This window comes from Brevibacterium renqingii (assembly GCF_017808095.1).
GTDB lineage: Bacteria > Actinomycetota > Actinomycetes > Actinomycetales > Brevibacteriaceae > Brevibacterium > Brevibacterium renqingii.
The window spans coordinates 729,136-748,538 of record NZ_JADBHG010000001.1; the positions used below are offsets into that span (position 1 = coordinate 729,136).

The 19,403-nt window shown below is 66.7% G+C and carries 20 protein-coding genes; 13 read left to right on the top strand and 7 right to left on the bottom strand.

The window, feature by feature from the left end:
- Nucleotides 1–58 precede the first annotated feature (58 nt).
- The 5 genes from IIE29_RS03275 (at nt 59) to IIE29_RS03295 (ending at nt 4,847) form a co-directional block, all read left to right on the top strand.
- A complete protein-coding gene (locus IIE29_RS03275; protein WP_343071772.1) occupies nt 59–778 on the top strand; it encodes a DsbA family protein in 720 nt (239 codons plus the stop codon).
- Between the two features lie 3 nt (nt 779–781).
- Nucleotides 782–1,969: a hypothetical protein gene (locus IIE29_RS03280; protein ID WP_209323732.1), complete on the top strand. Its 1,188-nt coding sequence runs from the start codon at nt 782–784 to the stop codon at nt 1,967–1,969.
- Nucleotides 1,970–2,051: 82 nt separating this feature from the next.
- Entirely contained in the window at nt 2,052–2,795 is a 744-nt protein-coding gene (locus tag IIE29_RS03285) for a DsbA family protein (RefSeq protein WP_209323733.1), read from the top strand.
- Nucleotides 2,795–3,676, top strand: a complete 882-nt coding sequence (locus IIE29_RS03290) for a cytochrome c biogenesis CcdA family protein (RefSeq protein WP_209323734.1) — start codon at nt 2,795–2,797, stop codon at nt 3,674–3,676. The genes IIE29_RS03285 and IIE29_RS03290 overlap by 1 nt, the downstream gene beginning before the upstream one ends.
- A 4-nt stretch (nt 3,677–3,680) precedes the next feature.
- Complete coding sequence (locus IIE29_RS03295) at nt 3,681–4,847, top strand: hypothetical protein (protein WP_209323735.1); 1,167 nt, start codon at nt 3,681–3,683, stop codon at nt 4,845–4,847.
- A gap of 75 nt (nt 4,848–4,922) precedes the next feature.
- Here IIE29_RS03295 and IIE29_RS03300 read toward each other — a convergent pair whose 3' ends face one another.
- Nucleotides 4,923–6,209 carry an MFS transporter gene (locus tag IIE29_RS03300; protein ID WP_209323736.1) on the bottom strand — a complete coding sequence of 429 codons (1,287 nt, stop codon included), beginning with the start codon at nt 6,207–6,209 and terminating at the stop codon, nt 4,923–4,925.
- 244 nt (nt 6,210–6,453) lie between these two features.
- Here IIE29_RS03300 and IIE29_RS03305 point away from each other — a divergent pair, with 244 nt between their 5' ends.
- Nucleotides 6,454–7,560, top strand: coding sequence for a baeRF3 domain-containing protein (locus IIE29_RS03305; protein WP_209323737.1), 1,107 nt, complete (start codon nt 6,454–6,456; stop codon nt 7,558–7,560).
- A gap of 91 nt (nt 7,561–7,651) precedes the next feature.
- Here the strand turns inward: IIE29_RS03305 and fdhD are convergent, their stop codons facing one another.
- From fdhD to IIE29_RS03320, 3 genes are all read right to left on the bottom strand, one after another.
- Complete coding sequence (gene fdhD, locus IIE29_RS03310; protein WP_209323738.1) at nt 7,652–8,539, bottom strand: formate dehydrogenase accessory sulfurtransferase FdhD; 888 nt, start codon at nt 8,537–8,539, stop codon at nt 7,652–7,654.
- Between the two features lie 116 nt (nt 8,540–8,655).
- A complete protein-coding gene (locus IIE29_RS03315) occupies nt 8,656–9,807 on the bottom strand; it encodes a cytochrome P450 (RefSeq protein WP_209323739.1) in 1,152 nt (383 codons plus the stop codon).
- Between the two features lie 21 nt (nt 9,808–9,828).
- Nucleotides 9,829–10,395 (bottom strand): MogA/MoaB family molybdenum cofactor biosynthesis protein, encoded by a 567-nt coding sequence (locus tag IIE29_RS03320; protein ID WP_343071773.1) that lies wholly within the window; start codon nt 10,393–10,395, stop codon nt 9,829–9,831.
- Between the two features lie 124 nt (nt 10,396–10,519).
- On the opposite strand from IIE29_RS03320, the gene ftsW reads away from it, so the two are divergent.
- The 6 genes from ftsW (at nt 10,520) to IIE29_RS03350 (ending at nt 15,425) form a co-directional block, all read left to right on the top strand.
- Nucleotides 10,520–11,815 (top strand): putative lipid II flippase FtsW, encoded by a 1,296-nt coding sequence (gene ftsW / locus IIE29_RS03325; protein WP_209323741.1) that lies wholly within the window; start codon nt 10,520–10,522, stop codon nt 11,813–11,815.
- A 78-nt stretch (nt 11,816–11,893) separates the two neighbouring features.
- Nucleotides 11,894–12,379 (top strand): hypothetical protein, encoded by a 486-nt coding sequence (locus IIE29_RS03330; RefSeq protein WP_209323742.1) that lies wholly within the window; start codon nt 11,894–11,896, stop codon nt 12,377–12,379.
- 142 nt (nt 12,380–12,521) lie between these two features.
- The gene (locus IIE29_RS03335) at nt 12,522–12,983 is read left to right on the top strand and encodes a MarR family winged helix-turn-helix transcriptional regulator (protein WP_209323744.1); all 462 of its coding nucleotides are present in this window, start codon (nt 12,522–12,524) and stop codon (nt 12,981–12,983) included.
- Nucleotides 12,984–13,065: 82 nt separating this feature from the next.
- Nucleotides 13,066–14,160 (top strand): LLM class flavin-dependent oxidoreductase, encoded by a 1,095-nt coding sequence (locus IIE29_RS03340; RefSeq protein WP_209323746.1) that lies wholly within the window; start codon nt 13,066–13,068, stop codon nt 14,158–14,160.
- Complete coding sequence (locus tag IIE29_RS03345; protein ID WP_209323747.1) at nt 14,160–14,726, top strand: NADPH-dependent FMN reductase; 567 nt, start codon at nt 14,160–14,162, stop codon at nt 14,724–14,726. The genes IIE29_RS03340 and IIE29_RS03345 overlap by 1 nt, the downstream gene beginning before the upstream one ends.
- Before the next feature lie 219 nt (nt 14,727–14,945).
- Nucleotides 14,946–15,425, top strand: a complete 480-nt coding sequence (locus IIE29_RS03350; protein WP_209323749.1) for a DoxX family protein — start codon at nt 14,946–14,948, stop codon at nt 15,423–15,425.
- A gap of 67 nt (nt 15,426–15,492) precedes the next feature.
- On the opposite strand, the gene IIE29_RS03355 is transcribed toward IIE29_RS03350, so the two are convergent.
- Entirely contained in the window at nt 15,493–16,248 is a 756-nt protein-coding gene (locus IIE29_RS03355; RefSeq protein WP_209323755.1) for a DinB family protein, read from the bottom strand.
- A gap of 238 nt (nt 16,249–16,486) precedes the next feature.
- Here IIE29_RS03355 and IIE29_RS03360 point away from each other — a divergent pair, with 238 nt between their 5' ends.
- Nucleotides 16,487–17,662, top strand: a complete 1,176-nt coding sequence (locus tag IIE29_RS03360; protein ID WP_209323756.1) for a calcium:cation antiporter — start codon at nt 16,487–16,489, stop codon at nt 17,660–17,662.
- Nucleotides 17,663–17,758: 96 nt separating this feature from the next.
- Here IIE29_RS03360 and IIE29_RS03365 read toward each other — a convergent pair whose 3' ends face one another.
- Nucleotides 17,759–19,204 (bottom strand): sodium:solute symporter family protein, encoded by a 1,446-nt coding sequence (locus tag IIE29_RS03365; protein WP_209323758.1) that lies wholly within the window; start codon nt 19,202–19,204, stop codon nt 17,759–17,761.
- Nucleotides 19,201–19,401, bottom strand: coding sequence for a hypothetical protein (locus IIE29_RS03370; RefSeq protein ID WP_209323759.1), 201 nt, complete (start codon nt 19,399–19,401; stop codon nt 19,201–19,203). The genes IIE29_RS03365 and IIE29_RS03370 overlap by 4 nt, the downstream gene beginning before the upstream one ends.
- Between the last annotated feature and the right edge of the window lie 2 nt (nt 19,402–19,403).

Consider the following 19,403-nt stretch of genomic DNA (forward strand, 5'->3'; position numbering starts at 1 on the left):
AATGTGGTCGTCTTCGACCCGACCATGACACCGACCGCCCCATCCTCCGGAGGTATGTGTGCTCCGCACCGAACGCGGCCCCATGTTCTGGCTCATCCCAGTCGCCGTCATCATCCTTGCGACCGTGCTCATCGGCATCGTCATCGCCAACCAAGGCGGCTCCGACGCCGACGCCCAGGGGCAGAGCTCGAGTTCGCAGACCGACTCCTCCGGGGACGACGTCGACCTGTCGTTCGTCGAACACAGAGACTCCGAGGAGATGAGCGCGATCGGCGACGTCGACGCTCCGGTCACCCTCGTCATGTACTCGGACTACCAGTGCCCTTACTGCGCCGCATGGAACGAGGACACCCTGCCGGCGATGATGGAGTACGTCGACTCCGGCGACCTGCGGATCGAGATGCGCGACCTCGCAGTGTTCGGCGAGGAGTCCGAGCGGGCCGCGCGCGCCGTGTTCGCCGCCGGCAAGCAGGATGAGTACTGGGAGTATCACAACGCCCTGTTCGAAGGCGGCGAACACCGCCCGAAATCGCAGCTCGACGATGATTCGCTCGTCAGCCTCGGCGAGGATCTCGGTCTCGATCCCCTGCAGTTCAAACAGGATATGAATTCGGTCGAAGCCCATGAGGAGTTCGACGCCGTCGCCGCCGAAGGGCAGTCGATCGGCGTCTCGAGCACACCGGCCTTCGTCATCGGAGGAAAGCCGCTGCTCGGCGCCCAGCCCACGCAGGAATTCACCGACGCGGTCGACGAGGCGCTCGCCCGAGCCGAGGGCTGAGGCGTGCGGCACCCCGCAGCCGGCGTGATGATCCTGCCCGCCTGCCTGCTCACCCTGGCCTCACTGACCGCCTGCACGGGCCTTGGCGCGGACAGCGAATCGTCCGACCCCAGACCCGTGCACTCACCAGCCGAGACACTCGACCCGGCCGAGATGCACGATCCGTCCGGCGCCGGGGCCGACGGAACCGGCGTCGTCGATCCCGGCTGGGACACGGCGGCCCAAGAGGCCGACGGCGTGTTCCTGTCGCTGCATGAGGAGGACTCGGACCTCGAATTCCGGGCCGTCGATTCCGCGGGGACGGTCCTGTGGACGGCGCTGCGGCCGCGCGTGTGCTCCGGTTTCCGCGTCAGCGAGTCCGAGACCGGACCGGTGGCCGTCCTCATGGACCAGGAGTCGGTATCGAACGACTCGCTGGCGACGACGGCTTCGGGCTTCGATCTCACTACCGGCAAGAAGCTCTGGGGTCCTGTCGAGGTGCCCGGCCCCCTGCTCGGCAGCGGCCTCGTCTTCGCCGGCCCGCCGCAGGACTTCATCGGCGAGGGAGGCCCTCGCACCGCCCTCGACCCCGCGACCGGAAAGAGACTGGCCGTCGAGGACGCAGGCTCACCGCGGGTGATCACGCTGCTAGGCAGCCATCTCGTCCTCGCCGAGAGAGGGAAACTCATCGGGCAGGATCTCGACGGCCACCGACTCTGGACGCGCGACGCGCAGGACCTGGGAGTCTCGGTCGACGAGGCCCGCGAGGCGCCGTGGGAGGCGATCGGGGGTTCGCATGCGCTTCTGGGCAGCGCCGGCGACGGGCAGCGCACCTTGATCGATCTCCGCTCGGGCTCGGCTGTCGCCACCGGCGTCGACGCCGCCGGCTACGATGCGGACAGCCGCACCCTGGTCACGAGCGATTCTCAGCTGCACGGCTTCGATCCCGACGGGACGAAGCGCTGGGACGCCCCACTGGCCGACGACGCCGAGCTCTCGGCCGTCGGCGCCGGCCGGCTCGTCATCGAAGCCGCCACCGGCCATGAGACGAACGGCACGGAGACGAGGGCGGCCTCCGACGGGCAGATCGTCGAAGGACGAGCGGAGCCCGAGGATGTCCGACGCTTCGGTGCTCCGCACCATATCGCCGAATCCGGCGCGCGCCTCGTCGGCGACCCCGACAGCCCTCTGCTCGTCCCGGACGAGGGATGAGGCCGGGAGCAGATGGGTTTTCGACTCGGGGAAACGATGATCTATAGTTTACTAAGCATCTTAGTAATCAAGGAGTGAGAGCATGGCCGAGCATGCGGCGCCGCGCCCGCAGTACCGCTGGTGGATCCCCGCCGCGGTCATCGCAGTGGCGATCGCCCTCGTGGCGATGATCCTCCTCAACGACCGTGGCCAGGACGCCGATTCCACAGCGACCCCGGACGAGCCCGGAGAACCCGATGTCGTCGTCACCGAGGTCGAGGATCCCGAACAGGCCGATGTCGACACGAGCGGTTCCGACCGAGCCGACGACCCCCTCGCCGACGGTCCGAGCGATGCCCCGGTGACCCTCGTCGTGTTCTCCGACTACCAGTGCCCGTTCTGCGCCGCCTGGTCGCAGGACACACTGCCGAAGATGCTCGACTACGTGGACTCGGGCGATCTGCGCATCGAATGGCGCGAAGTCAATGTCTTCGGCTCCGCGTCGAAGCAGGCTGCGAAGGCCGCCTACGCGGCCGCGCTGCAGGACCAGCACTGGGAATTCCACGACGCCCTCTTCTCCGACGGCGAGCCCCGCTCCCCCGACGAGCTCACGCCCGAAGCCCTCACCGAGGTGGCCGAGCAGATCGGCCTCGACATCGACCGGTTCACCTCCGACATGAACTCCGAGAAGACCGCCGAGGCGGTCGCCGAGAACGAGAAGATGGGCACGGATCTCGGCGCCTTCTCCACCCCGACCTTCCTCCTCAACGGCCAACCCTATGTCGGCGCCCAACCGACATCGGTCTTCGTCGACGCCATCGAAGAGGCCAAGAAAGGACAGAGCTGATGGACATCACCTTGCTCAGCGCCTTCCTCGGCGGAGTGCTGGCCCTGCTCAGCCCCTGCGCTGCCCTGCTGCTGCCGGCCTTCTTCGGCTCCACGGTCGGCTCCGGATCGCGACTGCTCGCGCACGGGCTCGTCTTCTACGTGGGCATGCTGATCGTGCTCATCCCCCTGGGGATGGGAGCCGGCACGCTCGGTGCGATGTTCACCGCTCACCGCACGCAGATCATCATCGTCGCCTCGATCGTGCTCATCGTCCTCGGCGTCGTGCAGTTCTTCGGGTTCGGATTCGATCCGGCACGGTATCTGCCCGGCGCCGAGGCGGCCCGCACCCGTTCCGCGACGGCGACGGGCTGGACGAAGACCTTCCTCCTGGGAGCCACGAGCGGAATCGCCGGAGTCTGCGCCGGCCCCATCCTCGGCGCTGTGCTCACTCTGGCCGCGGCCAAGGGCAGCATCGTCCTCGGTGGGATCATGCTCGCGATCTACGGCGCGGGCATGGTGGTGCCCCTGTTCGCCATCGCCGCCCTCTGGTCCCGCCTGGGCAAGCGAGCCAGGTCCGTTCTGCGCGGGGGCTCGGTCACTCTGTTCGGTCGGCAGCTGCCGGTCGTGTCCATGGTCACGGGTCTGCTGCTCATCGCCATCGGCGTCCTCTTCTGGACCACGAACGGCCTCGTCTCGGCACCGTCACTCGTCTCGACGAGCTCTCTCGCCCGGATGCAGGAGTGGGTGGGCTCCTGGTCCTCGACCACCGTCGACATCATCGTCATCTGCGTGCTCGCGGCACTCGCCCTCCTCTGGTGGTACCTCCACGAACGCCGTCGGGCACGCAAGAGCGCCGAGGATGTCCGGGATGAACCGCGTCGGTCGAAGGCGAGGCACTGAGACGATGCACCGCAGCAGACTCACTGCCGCCCTGGCCGGGGCCGCCGCTCTCACTCTCACCCTGCTCGGGTGTTCGGGAGGTGGGGCTCCCGACGACTTCGACCGCTCACCCGAGCAGGTCGACACCGAGCTGAAGGCCGCGAAGACCTCGGACCTGCAGCTTCCGCTCATCGTCGAACCGCTCGAACTCGTCGAACCCGGCTGGGACCTGCCGGTCCGATCCGCAGGCTCCGTCTTCCTCTCCGCTCGCTCGGGGGAGGATTCGCTGACCTTCTCCGCCGTCGACACGAAAGGCGTCAGCCGCTGGCAGGCCGCACGCCCCAGCGGATGCACCGGCTTCACGGTCACCACACCCGAGTCGACTCCGCTGGCCGTGCTCACCGACTCCTCGTCGAGCAATGACTGCGAGGCCGACGTCACCGCCACCGCCTATGAGCTGAGCACGGGGAAGAAGGCCTGGGGCCCGGTCAAGGTGCCGGGTCCGCTGCGGGGACCGGGCACGATCTTCGCCGCCGAGGATGCGCCCGCCGACGAGTCCCTCGCCCTCGACCCGACTACCGGGGAGCCGAGGGATGAGGACGCGGACGGCAAGCGTCACCTCGGCGAGTATCAGGGCCTGTTCCTCGATATCGTCGACGACCGACTGGTGGCCAGCGAAGACGGCACGACCGTGTGGGAGCACTCCCTGGCCGACAACGGCTGGGACGCCGCGGACCTCAGACCGTTCCCGGGTGCTGCCACCGCTGAGGGTTTCATCCATCTCGATGCGGGCAATGGCACCGGACCCGTGTTCGACCGCGACTCCGGCGACCTCCTCGACGATGACGCGCGCGGAGTCGCTCGGGACGCGAACACGCAGTCCGTGGTCACGCTGGGGAAGAACGGGCTGACCGTGATCGACGATCTCGGCAAACACGAACTGCCAGTCTCGGTCGCCGAATCCGTGCACCTCGAGGCAGCCGCCGGCGGTCTGCTCTACCTGCGCGAGGGTGGGAAGCTGCGTGTCCACAATGCGACCACGGGCAGCCTGGCCCGCGGCTACCGTGCCGACGGATCCGGCGTCGTGGCCATCCCCGATGTCTTCACCGCCGAGGGCCTGGGCACCGTCAGGGCCGGTGATCGGACCCTGCTGGCCACCGACCGGGTCGTCGAGGAGTCCGAGACCCAGTAGGGGCTGCGGTCGGCCACCGACGGCTGGCGGACAGCACTGCCTGCGTTCAGGACAGGGGGTCTTCACCGGCTGCTGTCACTGCCTGCTTCGGGAGTTCGCACGGAGGAGCACGAGGGCGAGCAGCGTGCACAGCAGATAGGTGATGCCGACGGCGATCCAGCCGAGCGGGAAACCTCCCACTGAGCTGACGAGCAGGCCCATGCCGACAGGGCCGAGGGCGAAGCCGAAGAACATGCCGGCCGTGACGATGCCGCTGGCCGAGACCATCGAGGAGGCGGGGATCACGCGCATCAGGGCGGACATGAGCACCACGGAGACCCCGAGCGCGGAGATGCCGTGCAGTGCCACGGCGATCCACAGCAGCACCGACCACCGGAACGTGCCGGCGGTGAGGAACAGTCCGGCCCCGAGCAGAGCGATGAGGGCGAGGATGAGCAGCAGGTGCAGACCCGAGGCCCCTTTGGCCATCCGCCGCGCCCAGCTCACTCTGCCGATGACCCCGACGACTCCGGCCAGCGCAGCGGTGGTACCGCCGAGGACGAGGGAGAAATCGAGCTCGCGGACGGCGAACAGCGGCATATAGACGTTCGTCGCCTGCACACCGACGCCGTTGAGCAGGCCGAAGGCGGCCAGCGCCCACACCATACCCGGATGTCTGGCGGGCCGGGTCGGGCTCCGGTCGGTCGCCTCGGCGGGGACGGTGGCGTCGCCGCTGTCGGTGGTGGCGTTGGTGTCGGGGGCGTCCGCCTCGGCAGTGGTGCCGCCGACCGGGTTCGCCATGGGAAGCAGCGGGGTGGTGCGCAGGGCCTGCCAGGTCATGACCAGCAGGAGCAGCGGAATGATCGCGACGGCGAGCGCCGCGCCCCGCCAGCCGATGCCGATCGCGAGTACGGGGAAGGCCAGGCTCGCGACCAGTTGGCTGACCTGGACTCCGGACTGTTTGACGCCGACCCAGCCGATCCGTTTCGCCGTGGGAACACGTTCGAGGAGGATGCGGTTGGTCACCCCGTTGGGGAAGGACTGGGCGATGCCGGCGAGGCTCGCGGCAAGCAGGAGCATCCCGAATCCGGCCGGCACGACCACCAGCAGCAGCGCGAGGGCGCTGAGCACGAAGATGAAGGCCATGAGAGACAGGTCGGAATGCCGGTCGGCGAGCCTGCCCAGGGTGGCGTTGCCGACCGCCGCGCAGCCGAAGCAGGCGGTGGCGAGCAGTCCGAACTGAGCCTCGGAGATGCCGAGCTCGGCGATGATCGAATCGCTCGTGGCGCTGAGCCCGTAGAGCAGGATCGGCCCGGCCGCGACGGCGCCGAGGAGGACCGTCAGCAGTCCGACTCCCGGGGCCTTCTGCTCACTGTTGGTCATCTGTCACGCCCTCTCGTCCGCTCGCCTCAGTTCAGCATCGTAACCGGCGGGAGGATGCGGACGGTCGGCGTGCTCAGCGCGCGGACAGGACGGGCCGCAGTCGTTGTGGTCGAGGAGATCCTGCAGCTGATCGGGGCCGATGAGCATCCTCGTCCTGTCGAACGTGCCCATTTGCAGCCCGGGTCAGGTAGGCTCGGGAAAGGATAGGGACATTCGTGATCCACCGTCAAGGAGGCCTCTGTTCATGACTACCACTGCCCAGGGAATCATCGATCCGCTCGATTTCTCCGACCTGTTCTCACGTGAGGTGGGGACCGGGCCCAAAGCCAGCTTCTACGTTCCCACCGATGTCACCGGCACCAAAGCAGATCGCTCGGCGACGGTGCTGAAGAACCAGATCAACCACGCGGCCGAACGCTTCCATGAGCTCGGGACGAGCAATGGCGAGACGGAGTCCATCCTGTCCCCGATCCGCGAACTCGTCTCGGACTCCTCGTACTGGAGGCAGCAGAGCCGGGGCCTGGCGATCTTCGCCGAGGCGGGCTTCCACTCGGCGGTGAGGATTCCGATCGAGGTCGAACAGTCCGTCGTCGTCGACAGCCGTTTCGACGTGCTGCCCCTGGTCCCGGTCCTCGAGTCCAGCGGCAAGTGCTACATCCTCGCCTTGGCGAAGAATTCGGTGCGCCTCTTCGACGCTACCCGCAATGCCATCGAACAGCTGCCGCTCGGTTCCATCCCCGAGTCCTTCGACGAGGTGGTCGGTGATCTTCCCGAGCAGTCGTTGCAGTTCCGTGCCGTCGGCGGAGGTGATGCCGCCTTCTACGGCCAGGGCGGAACCGCGGACACCGAGTCGATGCTCACCGAGAAGTTCATCCGTGCCGTGGGCAAGGCGGTCGGTGCCGAGCTCGGGACCGCCCGGTCGCAGCCTCTGGTGCTCGCCTCGGTGGCGGAATACCTGCCGATCTTCCGCAAAGCGAGCCCCTATCCGGTCATCCACGACCAGGTCATCCCCGGCAGCCCTGAGCACTCCCAGCCAGAGGATCTGCGTTCGGCGGCGTGGAGACTGGTCAACGACAGTGAGCTCGCCCGCGAGTCTGTCGAACGTGACCGAGCGATGTCGCTGGTCCACAACGGCAAGGGTTCACTTGACCCTGCGGAGATCGCCCATGCCGGCCAGGAGGGCCGCATCGACACGCTCTACCTTCCCCGGATCGGGATCCGACGGCAGTCGGCCGACACCTACGTGCTGGCCAATGACGCGGTCCTGTCGACCATTCGGACCTCCGCGTCCCTGCGGACCCTGGGCGACGAGGATCGCCCCGACGAGGTCATCGCGACATTCCGCTACTGACCTCTGTTACCCGGCCGGCCGTGCGCATACGTGCACGGCCGGTCTTGTGCACAGCCGTCCGCGCTCGAGCCCCGCACATCGGCGGGCCGGGTCAGGCGACGCGCTCGGGGTACGAGTACGCGTTGAACCGTCCCTTGCGGTTGAAGCCGATGACGGTCACACCCACGCCCCGACCGTAATCGACGGCCATCGCCGAGGGTGCGCTGACCGCCGACATCATCGGGATGCCGGCCATCGCACACTTCTGCACGAGTTCGAACGATGCGCGGGCCGAGACCTGCAGCACCGTCGACCGCAGCGGCAGACCCTTTTCATGGTTCGCCATGGCCCACCCGATGACTTTGTCCACGGCGTTGTGCCGGCCCACGTCCTCGCGTGCGATGAGGAGCTCGGGTTCAGCACCCGGGTCCTCGCCGACGGCGAAGAGTGCAGCGGCATGGACTCCCCCGGTCTTGTCGAAGATCTCCTGCGTCTGACGCAGCCGGTCGGGCAGCTGCCCGATGCGGGCGGCGGAGATCAGCTGGGGGAACTCGTATTCCTCGTCGTCCTCGAGATGGCAGGAGGCGGGGATGAGCGGGAAGGCCGAGGTCTTCGTCACCGCATCGGCGGCAGCGGTGCCGCAGATCCCGCACGAGGAGGAGGTGTAGACGTTCCGGGGCGGTGCCGACTCGGGGCTCCACACGCCGGGACGCAGGCGCACGCGAGCGACATTGTAGTTCCGGGTCCCGTCCGGGGCGATGCCGGCGGAGAAGTTGATCTCCTCGATGTCGTCCATGGCGGTCACGACCGCCTCGGAGAGCAGGTACCCGGCGATGAGCTCAACATCGTTGCCGGGGGTGCGCATGGTCACGGTGTACTGTTGACCGTCCAGCTGCATCTCCAGCGGTTCCTCCCCAGCCAGGGAGTCGGGGCCGGCCGAGGTCTCGCCGGTGGCATCGAACTTGTGGACTCTGGCGCGAACCGCCTTGCGCATCTGCATTGTTCACATCCTTCATCCGTCGTCGGGACCGGCGACTTCCGGGGTACTCACAGCCCGTGCCTCCTTCTGGCCGCGAGCCTGCCACTCACATTGTCCCACGCTCTTTCCGAAGGTTGTCAGACGAGGCGGATCGCAGCGGTGGCGAACCCTCCGACGGGCGGCCGGGCCCTCTGCGGCGGTCGTTCAGGATCGGACTCGATCCGCGAGGTGCTCTCGAGGACGGCGCGGGTCAGCGCGCGCAGCTCGAGCGTGGCCAGCGGCCTGCCCGGACACACGTGCTTGCCGATGCCGTAGACGAGATTGTACGGGGCGTTGGTCTCGGGCTCGAACTGTTCGGAGTCGCCGAAGATGCGCGGGTCCCGGTTGGCCGCCGTCCAGTTGAGGATGACCCGGTCTCCGGCCTGCAGCGTCCGATCTCCGACCGTCACGGTGTCTGTGACGACGCGCCGGTTGCTCACGAAGGGATCGTCGATGCGCAGGATCTCGTCGAGGATCGCATCGAATTCGCGGGTCGAGATGCCGGAGCGCAGCCGGTCCTGCACGTGCGAGTGCTCGGCGAGGTAGTTGAGGATGACGCCGGTGCACAGTGCGATCGAGCCGAGGTCGCCCCCGGTCCAGTTGCGCAGGATCGACACGATCTCTTCATCGGTCAGCGGTCTGCCGTCGACTCGGTCCCGAACGAGCTCGGTGGTGACGTCATCGGGTGCGGCATCGCCGGCTTTCCGGCGGGAGTCGGTCAGGCTGCGGATGATCTCGTCGAACCGCTGGGCGACTGCGGCCGTGCGCGTCCGGTCCCGAGACCGGGTGGCGGCGTGGTTGTCCCCGATCCACTCCAGCAGTTCCTCTTCGAGCGCTGCCGGCCAGCCGAGCCACATGCTCTGCGCTCGCACGGCGAAGCGGGAGCCGATCGCGACGGCGTCGATCACACCCGGCATCTCGAGCCGGGAGACGAGGTCGGCGGCGACGCGCTCCATCGCCGGTTCGAGTGCCCTCATCCGCTCACGGGTGAAATAGCGGTCGACGACTGAGCGGAACGCGGTGTGGACCGCCTCGTCGAGTCCGTTGGGCACCTGCAGATGAGCGGACACCGCGTTCGAGTACGTCTGGTGGTCGACTGCCGCGGCCGTGACATCGGCGTGGGTGAACAGCGTCCACGCTCCGCTCGGGCCCCGTGCGACCGGGCACTGGGAGCGCATCTCGTCATAGGCGGCAATGGGATCGCGTCGGACCCGCGGTCCCCGCGGGTTCCAATCCGGCAGGGCAGTCATGCTTCCTTCCTAGCACATGCCTCAGACGCGGGGACCGTGATCGGTGGTGTCCTCGACGGAGGTCTGGATGTGTTCGAGGAGTTCGTCGATGACCGTGATTCCGTCCTTGACTCCGCCTTTCGAGCCGGGGAAGTTGATGACGAAGCTGCGTCCGCGCACGCCGGCGACTCCGCGACTCATCACCGCCGAGGCGGTCGATTCCAGCCCTTTGCGCCACATGGCATAGATCAGGCCCGGGGATTGCCGCTCGAGCAGTTCGGCGGTGAACTCCGGGGTGCGGTCATCGGGGGCTAGCCCGGTTCCGCCGCTGGTGACGATGACCCGGGGACGCGCGTCCGCGGGGGTGTCGATGAGCAGTTCGCGCAGCGCCTCGCCGACGGGTTCGCCGTCGCGGACAACCGTGGCATCCGGGGTCTCGTAGCCGCGAGCGCGCAGCCAGTCGACGAGGATCGGCCCCGTCGTGTCGGCCGCCTCTCCCCTGGCCGCCGAGGTGGAGGCGATGATGACGGCGGCGGACCGCCCGGTGCCCAGGAGGACATCGCCCCGGTCGTCGTCGGCGGAGTCGGTCACGTTCGTTGCAGTGCTCACGTCTCCATCGTACGTCCCACGCCTCTGCACGTTCCGGCCGAAATCTGACTACAGCTGGACTTGCAGCTTTGGCGGACTCCTGAAATGGTGGTCGGTCACAGCGGGACGAGATCAGTGAGGATTCATGGTCGGTCGGGAAAGCAGCATGGGCTCGGCACGCACCGAGTCGACGACGAAGACGCGCTTCCTGCGCAGGATGCTCTGGCGACCTCCGCGCCTGCTGCCGGGAACGACGATGCTGGTCGCGGCCTGCCTGTGCCTGGTCGGCCTCGGACTGCTCATGGTGCTCTCGGCGACGTCGATCACTTCGTATGACGGGTCCAGGGCCTCCTCCTTCTCCGTGTTCGCGCGGCAGGCGGTCTTCGCCGTGGCCGGATTGACGATGATGGTCCTCGCCGCGCTCACCCCGGTCCGGGTCTGGGAGCGGTGTGCGTGGCCGCTGATGGGCGCCGGTCTGCTGCTGCTCGCTCTCCCGCTGGTGCCGGGGTTGGGGACCACGGTCAACGGAAGCACGAATTGGCTGCGGATCGGAGGCCTGCAGGCGCAGCCGTCGGAGCTGTTCAAACCCATCCTGGCGGTCTGGTTCGCCGTGGCTCTCACGCGTCTGACCTCCCAGCGCTACCGTCCCCGAACGCTCCTGCTCACTCTCAGTCCCGTCATCGTCGCAGCCGGGCTCATCCTCATCGGAGGCGACCTGGGCACGACTCTGGTGCTCATGCTCATGGGGCTGGCGGCGCTGTTCGTGTCCGGGGTGCCGAAGCGGTACTTCGTCATCACCTTCGGCGTCATCTCCGTGGGCGTCACACTGCTGGTGGTCTCGAGCCCGTATCGGATGGCGCGGGTGCGGGCGATGTTCGCCGGTGACTCCCAGAGCGAGGCCGAGGCACTCGGCCAGCACTGGCAGTCCAACCACGGCCTGTTCGCCCTCGCCTCCGGCGGATGGACGGGAGTCGGTCTCGGGGCCAGCCGCGAGAAGTGGTTCTGGCTGGCAGAGGCCCACAACGACTACATCTTCGCGATCGTCGGCGAGGAGATCGGCCTCATCGGAACACTGGCAGTCGTGGCCCTGTTCGGTCTCATCGCCGTCGGGCTCATCCGTGCCTCACTGATGAGCCGGAACCGCCGGACGAAGATCCTGGGCGCGACCGTCCTCGCCTGGATCGTCGGGCAGGCACTCATCAACATGGGAGTGGTGACGACCCTGCTGCCGGTCATCGGGGTGCCGCTGCCGCTCGTGTCCTACGGCGGCTCGTCGCTGGTCGCCACGCTGACCGGCGTCGGCATCGTCCTCGCCTTCGCCCGCGACTCCGAACGGAATGCGGCACGTCCGCCGGTCCCTCCTGGTCCGGACTCGCCGCCCAAAACCGGCGAGAACGACCAGTCTCGAGGCGAGAGCCGGGTTTCGCGGGCATCGACATGAGTCTCGTCGACCGTTGCCCTCTCACCGCCGGGTCCGGACGATGGTATCCGAAGAACCGGACACGTGAGAGAGGATCCGATGACGACTCCGAAGGCGATCACCACAGGTCAGGGCACCGAGATCGACGCGTGGAAGCAGCGCCTCGGTGCTGCCTGCGCCCGCTTCTATGCGCCCTTGAGCGTCGTGACCTTCGCTCTGACGTTCTTCGCCTACTACGAATCGGAACCCGACAGCTCGGATCCGTACGGCAGTCTCTGGCAGGAGGTGGCCCGGACCGGTCACAGCTACGCTGTCGCGGCCGTGCTCATCTTCCTCGTCGTCATCGTGCTTCTGGCCGTGGCAGCGCTGGAGAAGCTCGGCCCGGCCGGGCTCATCGCTGCCGCCATCGGGGCGATCATCATCGGCTCCATGCTCCTGACCGCTCCCGGCTTCCACCGCAAGCCCGCGCTCACCGAGGCCGGAATCCTCGACGTCGCCCTGAGCTTCCTCAGCGCCGCCGTGCTCCTCGGCCATGGGCTGACCCTGCTCGTCCTCGACCTCGTCGAGTCCCGCCGCCGAGGCTGACCCGCCTCAGCCCGGCCGCATGACCGCGCGACCAGCGGGCCTGCCGGTCCTCGACTGACACGTATGATCGATGTGTTGAGATACCGCGAGCGGTGACGGTCGAGCATCGCCCCATGCGAAAGGCGCAGCACGAGGAGGCACAGTGGAGGACTTGTCGCTGAGCACGCTCATCTGGCTGCGGATGGTTCGCTTCGTCGAGAACAGCAACCGTCTGTCCAATGAGCACCTGCACCGGTTCGGGCTCACCGTCGCCCAGTTCGAAGCATTGGCCCACATCCGCAACTTCCAGCCGATCACCCAGTCCGATCTCGCCGACGGCCTGACCGTCAGCGGCGGCGGCATCTCCCGCATGCTCGCCCGCCTCGAACGCGAAGGGCTGATCCGCCGCGAGCAGGAGTGGAAGACGAAGCACATCTCGCTCACCGAGGCGGGCAGAGAGATCATCGAACGTGCCTACCCTGCGCAGGTGGCGCAGCAGTCGACGATGTTCGATGCGCTCGACGAGGACGAGAAGTGGCAGCTGCACACGCTGATGAAGAAGCTCTACGACTCCAGCCGCGCGCGCCGCGCCCGCCGCAGCCAAGACTCCCAGCCGGGAGAATGATTCCGAGCGGAATGGCGGGAATAATCCTCGAGCCCTCTCAGTTGACATGGCAAGCGACGTTTTCAGCACAGGAGGAACCGCCATGTCCGAGGCCATGAATATGATGGACAAGCTCAACATCGACCCGAGTGAGGGCCTGCAGTTCGGGGTCTATTCCCTCGGCGACCATCTGCCGGACCCCGTCACCGGCACACGGGTGAGCGCCGAAGAGCGCATCCGCGAATTCATCGGCTACGCCGAAGCCGCGGAAGCTGCCGGCTTCGATTTCTTCAGCCTCGGCGAGAGCCATCAGGAGTACTTCGCTTCCCAGGCCCACGCCGTCATCCTCGGCGCCATCGCCCAGGCGACGAAGTCCATCCGCATCGGCAGCACCTCGACGATTCTGAGCACCTCGGATCCGGTGCGGGTGTTCGAGAACTTCGCCACCCTCGACCTCATCTCCGGCGGACGCGCCGAGCTCGTCGCAGGCCGCGCCTCCCGCGTGGGCCTGTTCGAACTGCTCGGCTACGATCTGCGCGACTACGAGGAGCTCTTCGAGGAGAAGTTCGATCTGCTCCAGAAGATCAACCAGGATCGGCATATCACCTGGAGCGGACAGTTCCGGGCACCTCTGAACAATGCGGAGGTCCTCCCCCGCCCCGCGCAGGAGTCCCTGCCCATCTGGCGCGCCGTGGGCGGAGCCCCGGCAAGCGCGATCAAGGCGGGCCTGGCCGGTGTGCCCATGGTCATGGCACATCTGGGTGGCACCACCTCGGTGTTCAAGTCGACCGTCGACGCCTACCGCCAGGCTGCCCGCCATCAGGGATACGACCCTGCTGCCCTGCCGGTTGCCACTGCCGGGTTCCTCTACACCGCACCGACCTCGCAGGAGGCGCTCAAGGACCTCTACCCTCACGTCAATGACGGGATGAAGCGGGTCAACGGTCAGGGCATGCCCAAGCAGCTCTTCGCCCAGAGCGTTGACCCTGCGAGCATCGTCAACATCGGCAGTCCCCAGCAGGTCATCGAGAAGATCCTCCACCAGCACGAGGTCTTCGGCCATCAGCGCTACCTGGCGCAGATCGACTTCGGCGGAATGCCCTATGACAAGGTGATGAAGCAGATCGAGACCATCGGCTCGGAGATCATCCCGGCCGCGAAGAAGTACACAGCCACGAAGACAGAGGAGCTTAACTGATGAAGGTCATCGCCCTCTCCGGCTCGAACGTCGGAACCAAGACACGCACCGTGATGGAGTACATCACGCAGTCCGTGATGAAGCAGGAGCCCGAGGTCGAGATCGAACTCATCGATCTCGCCGAGGTCGACATGGTCTTTAGCGACGGTCGCAACTACACCGAGTACACGGGTGACACCGGTCGCATCACTCGTGCCCTCATGGAGGCCGATGCGATCATCATCGGCACCCCGATCTTCCAGGCCTCCATCCCTGCGACGCTGAAGAACGTCTTCGATCTGCTGCCGGTCAATGCCTTCCGGGACAAGGTGGTGAGCATGGTCGCCACGGCCGGTTCGGCCAAGCACTACCTCATCCCGCAGCAGCATCTGCAGCCGATCCTGTCCTATATGAAGGCTCAGGTCGTCCAGCCCTACGCCTTCGTCGAGGAGAAGGATCTGCATCGGAATCAGATCGTCAACGACGATGTGATCCAGCGCCTCGACCGACTCGCCGAGGACACGATCGTGCTCACGCGCACCTACTCGGAGATCCGAGAGGCCGCGGACGCCGCCTACGGCTTCTGACCGGCTCCTGCACTCAGGGCTCGCGCATTCCGAGGCGCACGCCGATCATCGCCCAATGACCCGCACACTCGCTCACGGACCCGGTCGGGAGCCGTCCGACCGGGAGCGGTGGGCCGGGGCGGTCCGGCTGGTCGCTGCGACTGCTCAATAGCACCCAGCGTCTTGTCATACTCGGCCAATACTGTGTGATTGCAATTTCAACCAATCATGGAGAACGCTGTGTACGCTACGACCGGATTCCCGACCATCGCCCGCGACATCATCACCGTCATTGCCCGGATCGGCCTCGGCACCATCTTCATCGCGCATGGCTGGCAGAAATTCAACGAGTGGACCGTGGCCGGAACCACTGAATCGTTCTCGCAGATGGGAGTCCCCCTTCCCGACATCGCCGCACCCTTTGCCACCTTCGTCGAACTCATCGGCGGCGCGCTGCTCATCCTCGGCGCACTGACTCCGCTCGTCGGCGTCCTCTTGGCCGCAGACCTCATCGGAGCACTCATCATCGTCCACCTCATGCCCGTGCCATTCGTCGATCAGGGCGGCTGGGAACTCGTCGCAGCGCTGGCGGCCGGAGCGCTGCTCATCGCAGCCGCAGGTCCGGGCCGCCTCAGCATCGACCGCCTCCTTTCCACCGGCAGAAAGAGCGCCCGCGGCAAGCGGAGCTCAGGAGCGAGATCGGTCTCGGCCGAGGCCTGAGGCAGACCGCTCCGGCGACCCTCGAGACGGGCGCTGACCCGCTCGACCAGAGCTGCAAGCGCGAAGTTCATCGGCGCCGAGGAGGCGGTTCGCCCGATTCACACGCCCCGGCATCGAGTGCATCGAGGTCGCGCGTCGCGAACCGCAGGTGCTCCCACTCCTCCTCGAGGATCACCTGCACGCACCTGCGGACGGTCTCCGGCTGCGACGAATCATTCGGACTCGGGCATTCCTCGTCGAGCAGTCGGATCGTCGCGGCCGCGAGGAATGCACGCACCTGGGCCTGACGATCGGCGCGAACGGACAGCACCTCTTCGAAAGACGGTGGGGCGCTGACGTCGACAGCAGCGTGGTTCAGCCCGAGGGGATGGGGGTCCTTGCCGGACTGCAGTGCGCCGCCTGGAAGCCACTTGTCGGTGGCGTAGACGAGGTGACGAAGGGTCTGCGCAAACGACCACTCCCCGGCCACTGTCTCGTCGACGGCACCGGGCGGCATCGTGCGTGCGCGTTCGACAGCAGCAGACCACGCTGTCTCGAGCTTGGCCCACGCCTCCACCAGTGCCTCCGGTGATTCAGCCGTCTGCTCTTCACGTCCCGGAAAGCGCCTGTTGAGCTCCGTTTCGACGAACGGCCCGATATCGACTCCGTTGACGATCATCGGCTCACCGAACCTCAGCCACGGAGCGTCGACTTCCATTCCCCCGACGTCGCACCCGCGGATCACGACCCTCGACAGGTCTGATTCGACGAACTTGGCGCCGCGCAGGTCTGCATCGACAAAAACAGCGCCCGAGAGATCCTCGCCGCCAGCGAACGTAGTCATGGCCAATTATCTCCACAGCTCCTCGGCGCAGTCGAGAGCAACGGGCACACGGATTTCGCTGCATTCGACCAGATCGTCTCTCGCCGCCGGTTCCGCAGCCGAGCCCGCGGGGCCGCAGCTCCCGGATTTGAGGGGCACGCACCCGATGGATACTCTGGAAGCGGAAGGAACCGGCCGGGACGACCCGGTCGCGTGAGAGTCACGATGAGGACGGCCTCAGAGAGAGGAAACACCCCTCATGTCCGCGGCCCTCCGCAGCATCGTCACGCCGACTGCGATCATTCGCCTCGTCCTCGGCTGGGGCGCCTTCATCGCCATCCAGCTCACTGGGTCACTGCTCGATCCCCCGGTCGCCGGGCCCGTTCTCGTCACCGCGCTCGTCGTCATCGTCGCAGTCATCCTCGTCTGCGCCTTCGGCGTCGTCACCGAGGCCGAGCACCTTGCCGGTCGCCTCGGCGATCCCTATGGCACCCTCGTGCTCACCCTGTCGATCTGCCTCATCGAAGTCATCCTCATCGCCGCGGTCCTGCTGGGTCCCGGCGACCACGCCACGATCGCGCGGGACTCGGTCATGGCGGTATCGATGATCATCCTCAACGCGGTCGTCGGTCTCTGTCTGCTCGTCGGCGGATGGCGTCACGGGAGCATGGTCCACAACCGCACCGGCGTCTCGAACTACCTGTCGATGATCATCGTCCTCGTCGCCCTCGCCTTCGCCGTACCTGCGCTCATCGGCTCAAGCGGCAGTTATGAGACCTGGCAGGAGATTCCGATCATCATCGCCACGGTCGGCATCTACGTCTTCTTCCTCTACCGGCAGATGGGCCCGCAGGCTCGGGAATTCATCGAGGTCGATCCCCGCGTCGCACCCGGACCATCGGCCCCGCGCACCTCCCCCGCCGAGGCGGCTGTCGGGGAGGGGACCGAACCGCAGGGAATCGTCGAGATCCTCTCGGTCCATCGTCTCGAGATCATCCTCCGCCTGGCACTGCTGGTGGCCACGGTCCTGCCGATCGTGCTGCTCTCCCACGATATGGCCGCACTGCTCGATGACGGGTTCGGCCGCCTCGGCGCTCCTGTGGCGCTGTCCGGGGTGATCATCGCGATGATCGTCTTCCTGCCGGAGACGCTGACCTCGGTGCGGGCTGCGTGGAACGGCGAGATCCAGCGGATGAGCAATCTGTGCCACGGGGCCCAGGTGTCGACGGTGGGGCTGACCATTCCGACTGTACTCGTCATCGGCATGCTCACCGATCAGCGGATCGTGCTCGCTGAATCGCCGATCAACCTGCTGCTGCTCGGGATCACCCTCCTGGTGTCGATCACGGCGTTCGCGGGCAGACGCGTCACCGCCGTCCACGGCGTCGCCCACCTCATCATCTTCGTCGTGTTCGGTCTCGCGATCTTCGCCTGAACCTCCGCCGCCCCGCACCGAGAGCATGCTCACGGTGCGGGGCGGCGGGAACCGGTGCGGTGCCGGCGGCAGGGACCTTGCGGCGGCAGCAGTCGGTCAGACGACCTCTTCGGCCTTCTCGGGCACAGCCACCGGAACGCGCGGACGGGTCGCTCGGATCGCGATCTCGACGATGGCGAGGACGACGATGTTGACAGCCAGGCCGCTGATGCCCTCGTTGATGTTCGGGCCGTGGATCGGCGAGAACGTGAACAGGAGCACGATGAACAGCCCCGAGCACAGGCCGCTGATGACCGAGGCCTTGTGCAGCGTGATCCGCGGGATCACCGCGCCGATGATAGCCGGCACGACCTGGGTCGAACCGCTGTAGGTCAGCAGAAGCATCATCCCGAGCAGATTCGGCATCGTCAGTGCGAGGACGAGCGCGCCGAGACCGAAGACGATGACGAAGATCCGGTTGTAGGCGATCTTCTTCCTATCGCCCTTGATCATGAACACGTTCTGCACGGCCAAGGGTGCGATGGCGTTGAGCAGGGCAGCACCCGGAACCATGGCCGTCGAGGCAGCGGCGACGAGGACGACTCCGGTGAGCCAGTCCGGCAGCGCCGCGGCAGCCATCTTCAGCATCGCGAGATCGCCGTCCTGGCTGAGCCCGAATGCGAGGATCGCGGTGTAGCCGAGCAGCATCGGGATGCAGGCGAGCATGTTGTAGATGGGCAGGTAGATGAGATTCTGGCGCACGACCTTTTCGCTGCGGCCCGACATCAGGGCCGGCCAGGTGTGGGGCAGGGCGTAGAACATCACACCGATGATGCTGATGGCCATACTCGAGACGACCCAGGGGATGCCGACTTCGCCGGGCTGGACCGACAGCATCTCGGGCATCTTGTCGAGGACCTCTTCGACGCCGAAGTCGAGGCCGCCGCGGAAGTGGAAGGGGATGACGATCGTGAGCCCGAGGACGACGACGATCATCAGCGCGTCCTTGAGGTAGGACGTCAGCGCGACTCCCCGGATGCCCGACCACAGCACGAAGCCGATGACGAGGACGAAGGACAGGACGATCGCGAAGTTCTCGTTGATCTCACCGCCGGTGGCCACTGAGATGACGATGCCGAGTCCGGTGATCTGCAGCTGCAGATAGGGCAGGAGGAAGAGGATGCCGAAGAAGGCCGTGAGCCAGCCGAGTGTCGGGCTGTTGTAACTGCCGCGGAGGAAGTCGGCCTGCGTGAGATAGCCCATCTCCTTCGCCTTGCGCCACAGCTTCGGACCGACCCAGTACATGGCGATGTAGGCCAGGGGCACATAGGGGATCGAGTAGAAGGCCGAGGCGCCGATGGAGACGACGAGGCCGACGGTGCCGAGGAAGGTGAAGGTCGTGAAGGTTTCGCCTGCCTGGAGCACCCAGGCGGTGAGGACGCCGTAGTTGCGTCCGCCGACGGTCCACTCCTCGATGTTCTTCACCGGACGTCGACGTCCGATGAAACCGAAGGCGGCGATGAGGACGATGCCGAGGAGGCCGACGATGACTGTCATGCTCATTCGTCGTCACCCCCGAGGTCGCGGCGGGTCTTCTCGAAGTAGATGAGGACCGCGGTGACCGGAATCGTGCTGAAGAGAGTCAGCCAGACGAAGATCGCGGGCATGCCGAACCACAGGTGCGGGCCGTTGATGAACGGCAGCCAGGTGAGCAGGAAGACCCCGATGAACGGAATCGATCCGATGAGCCAGTACTTCACAG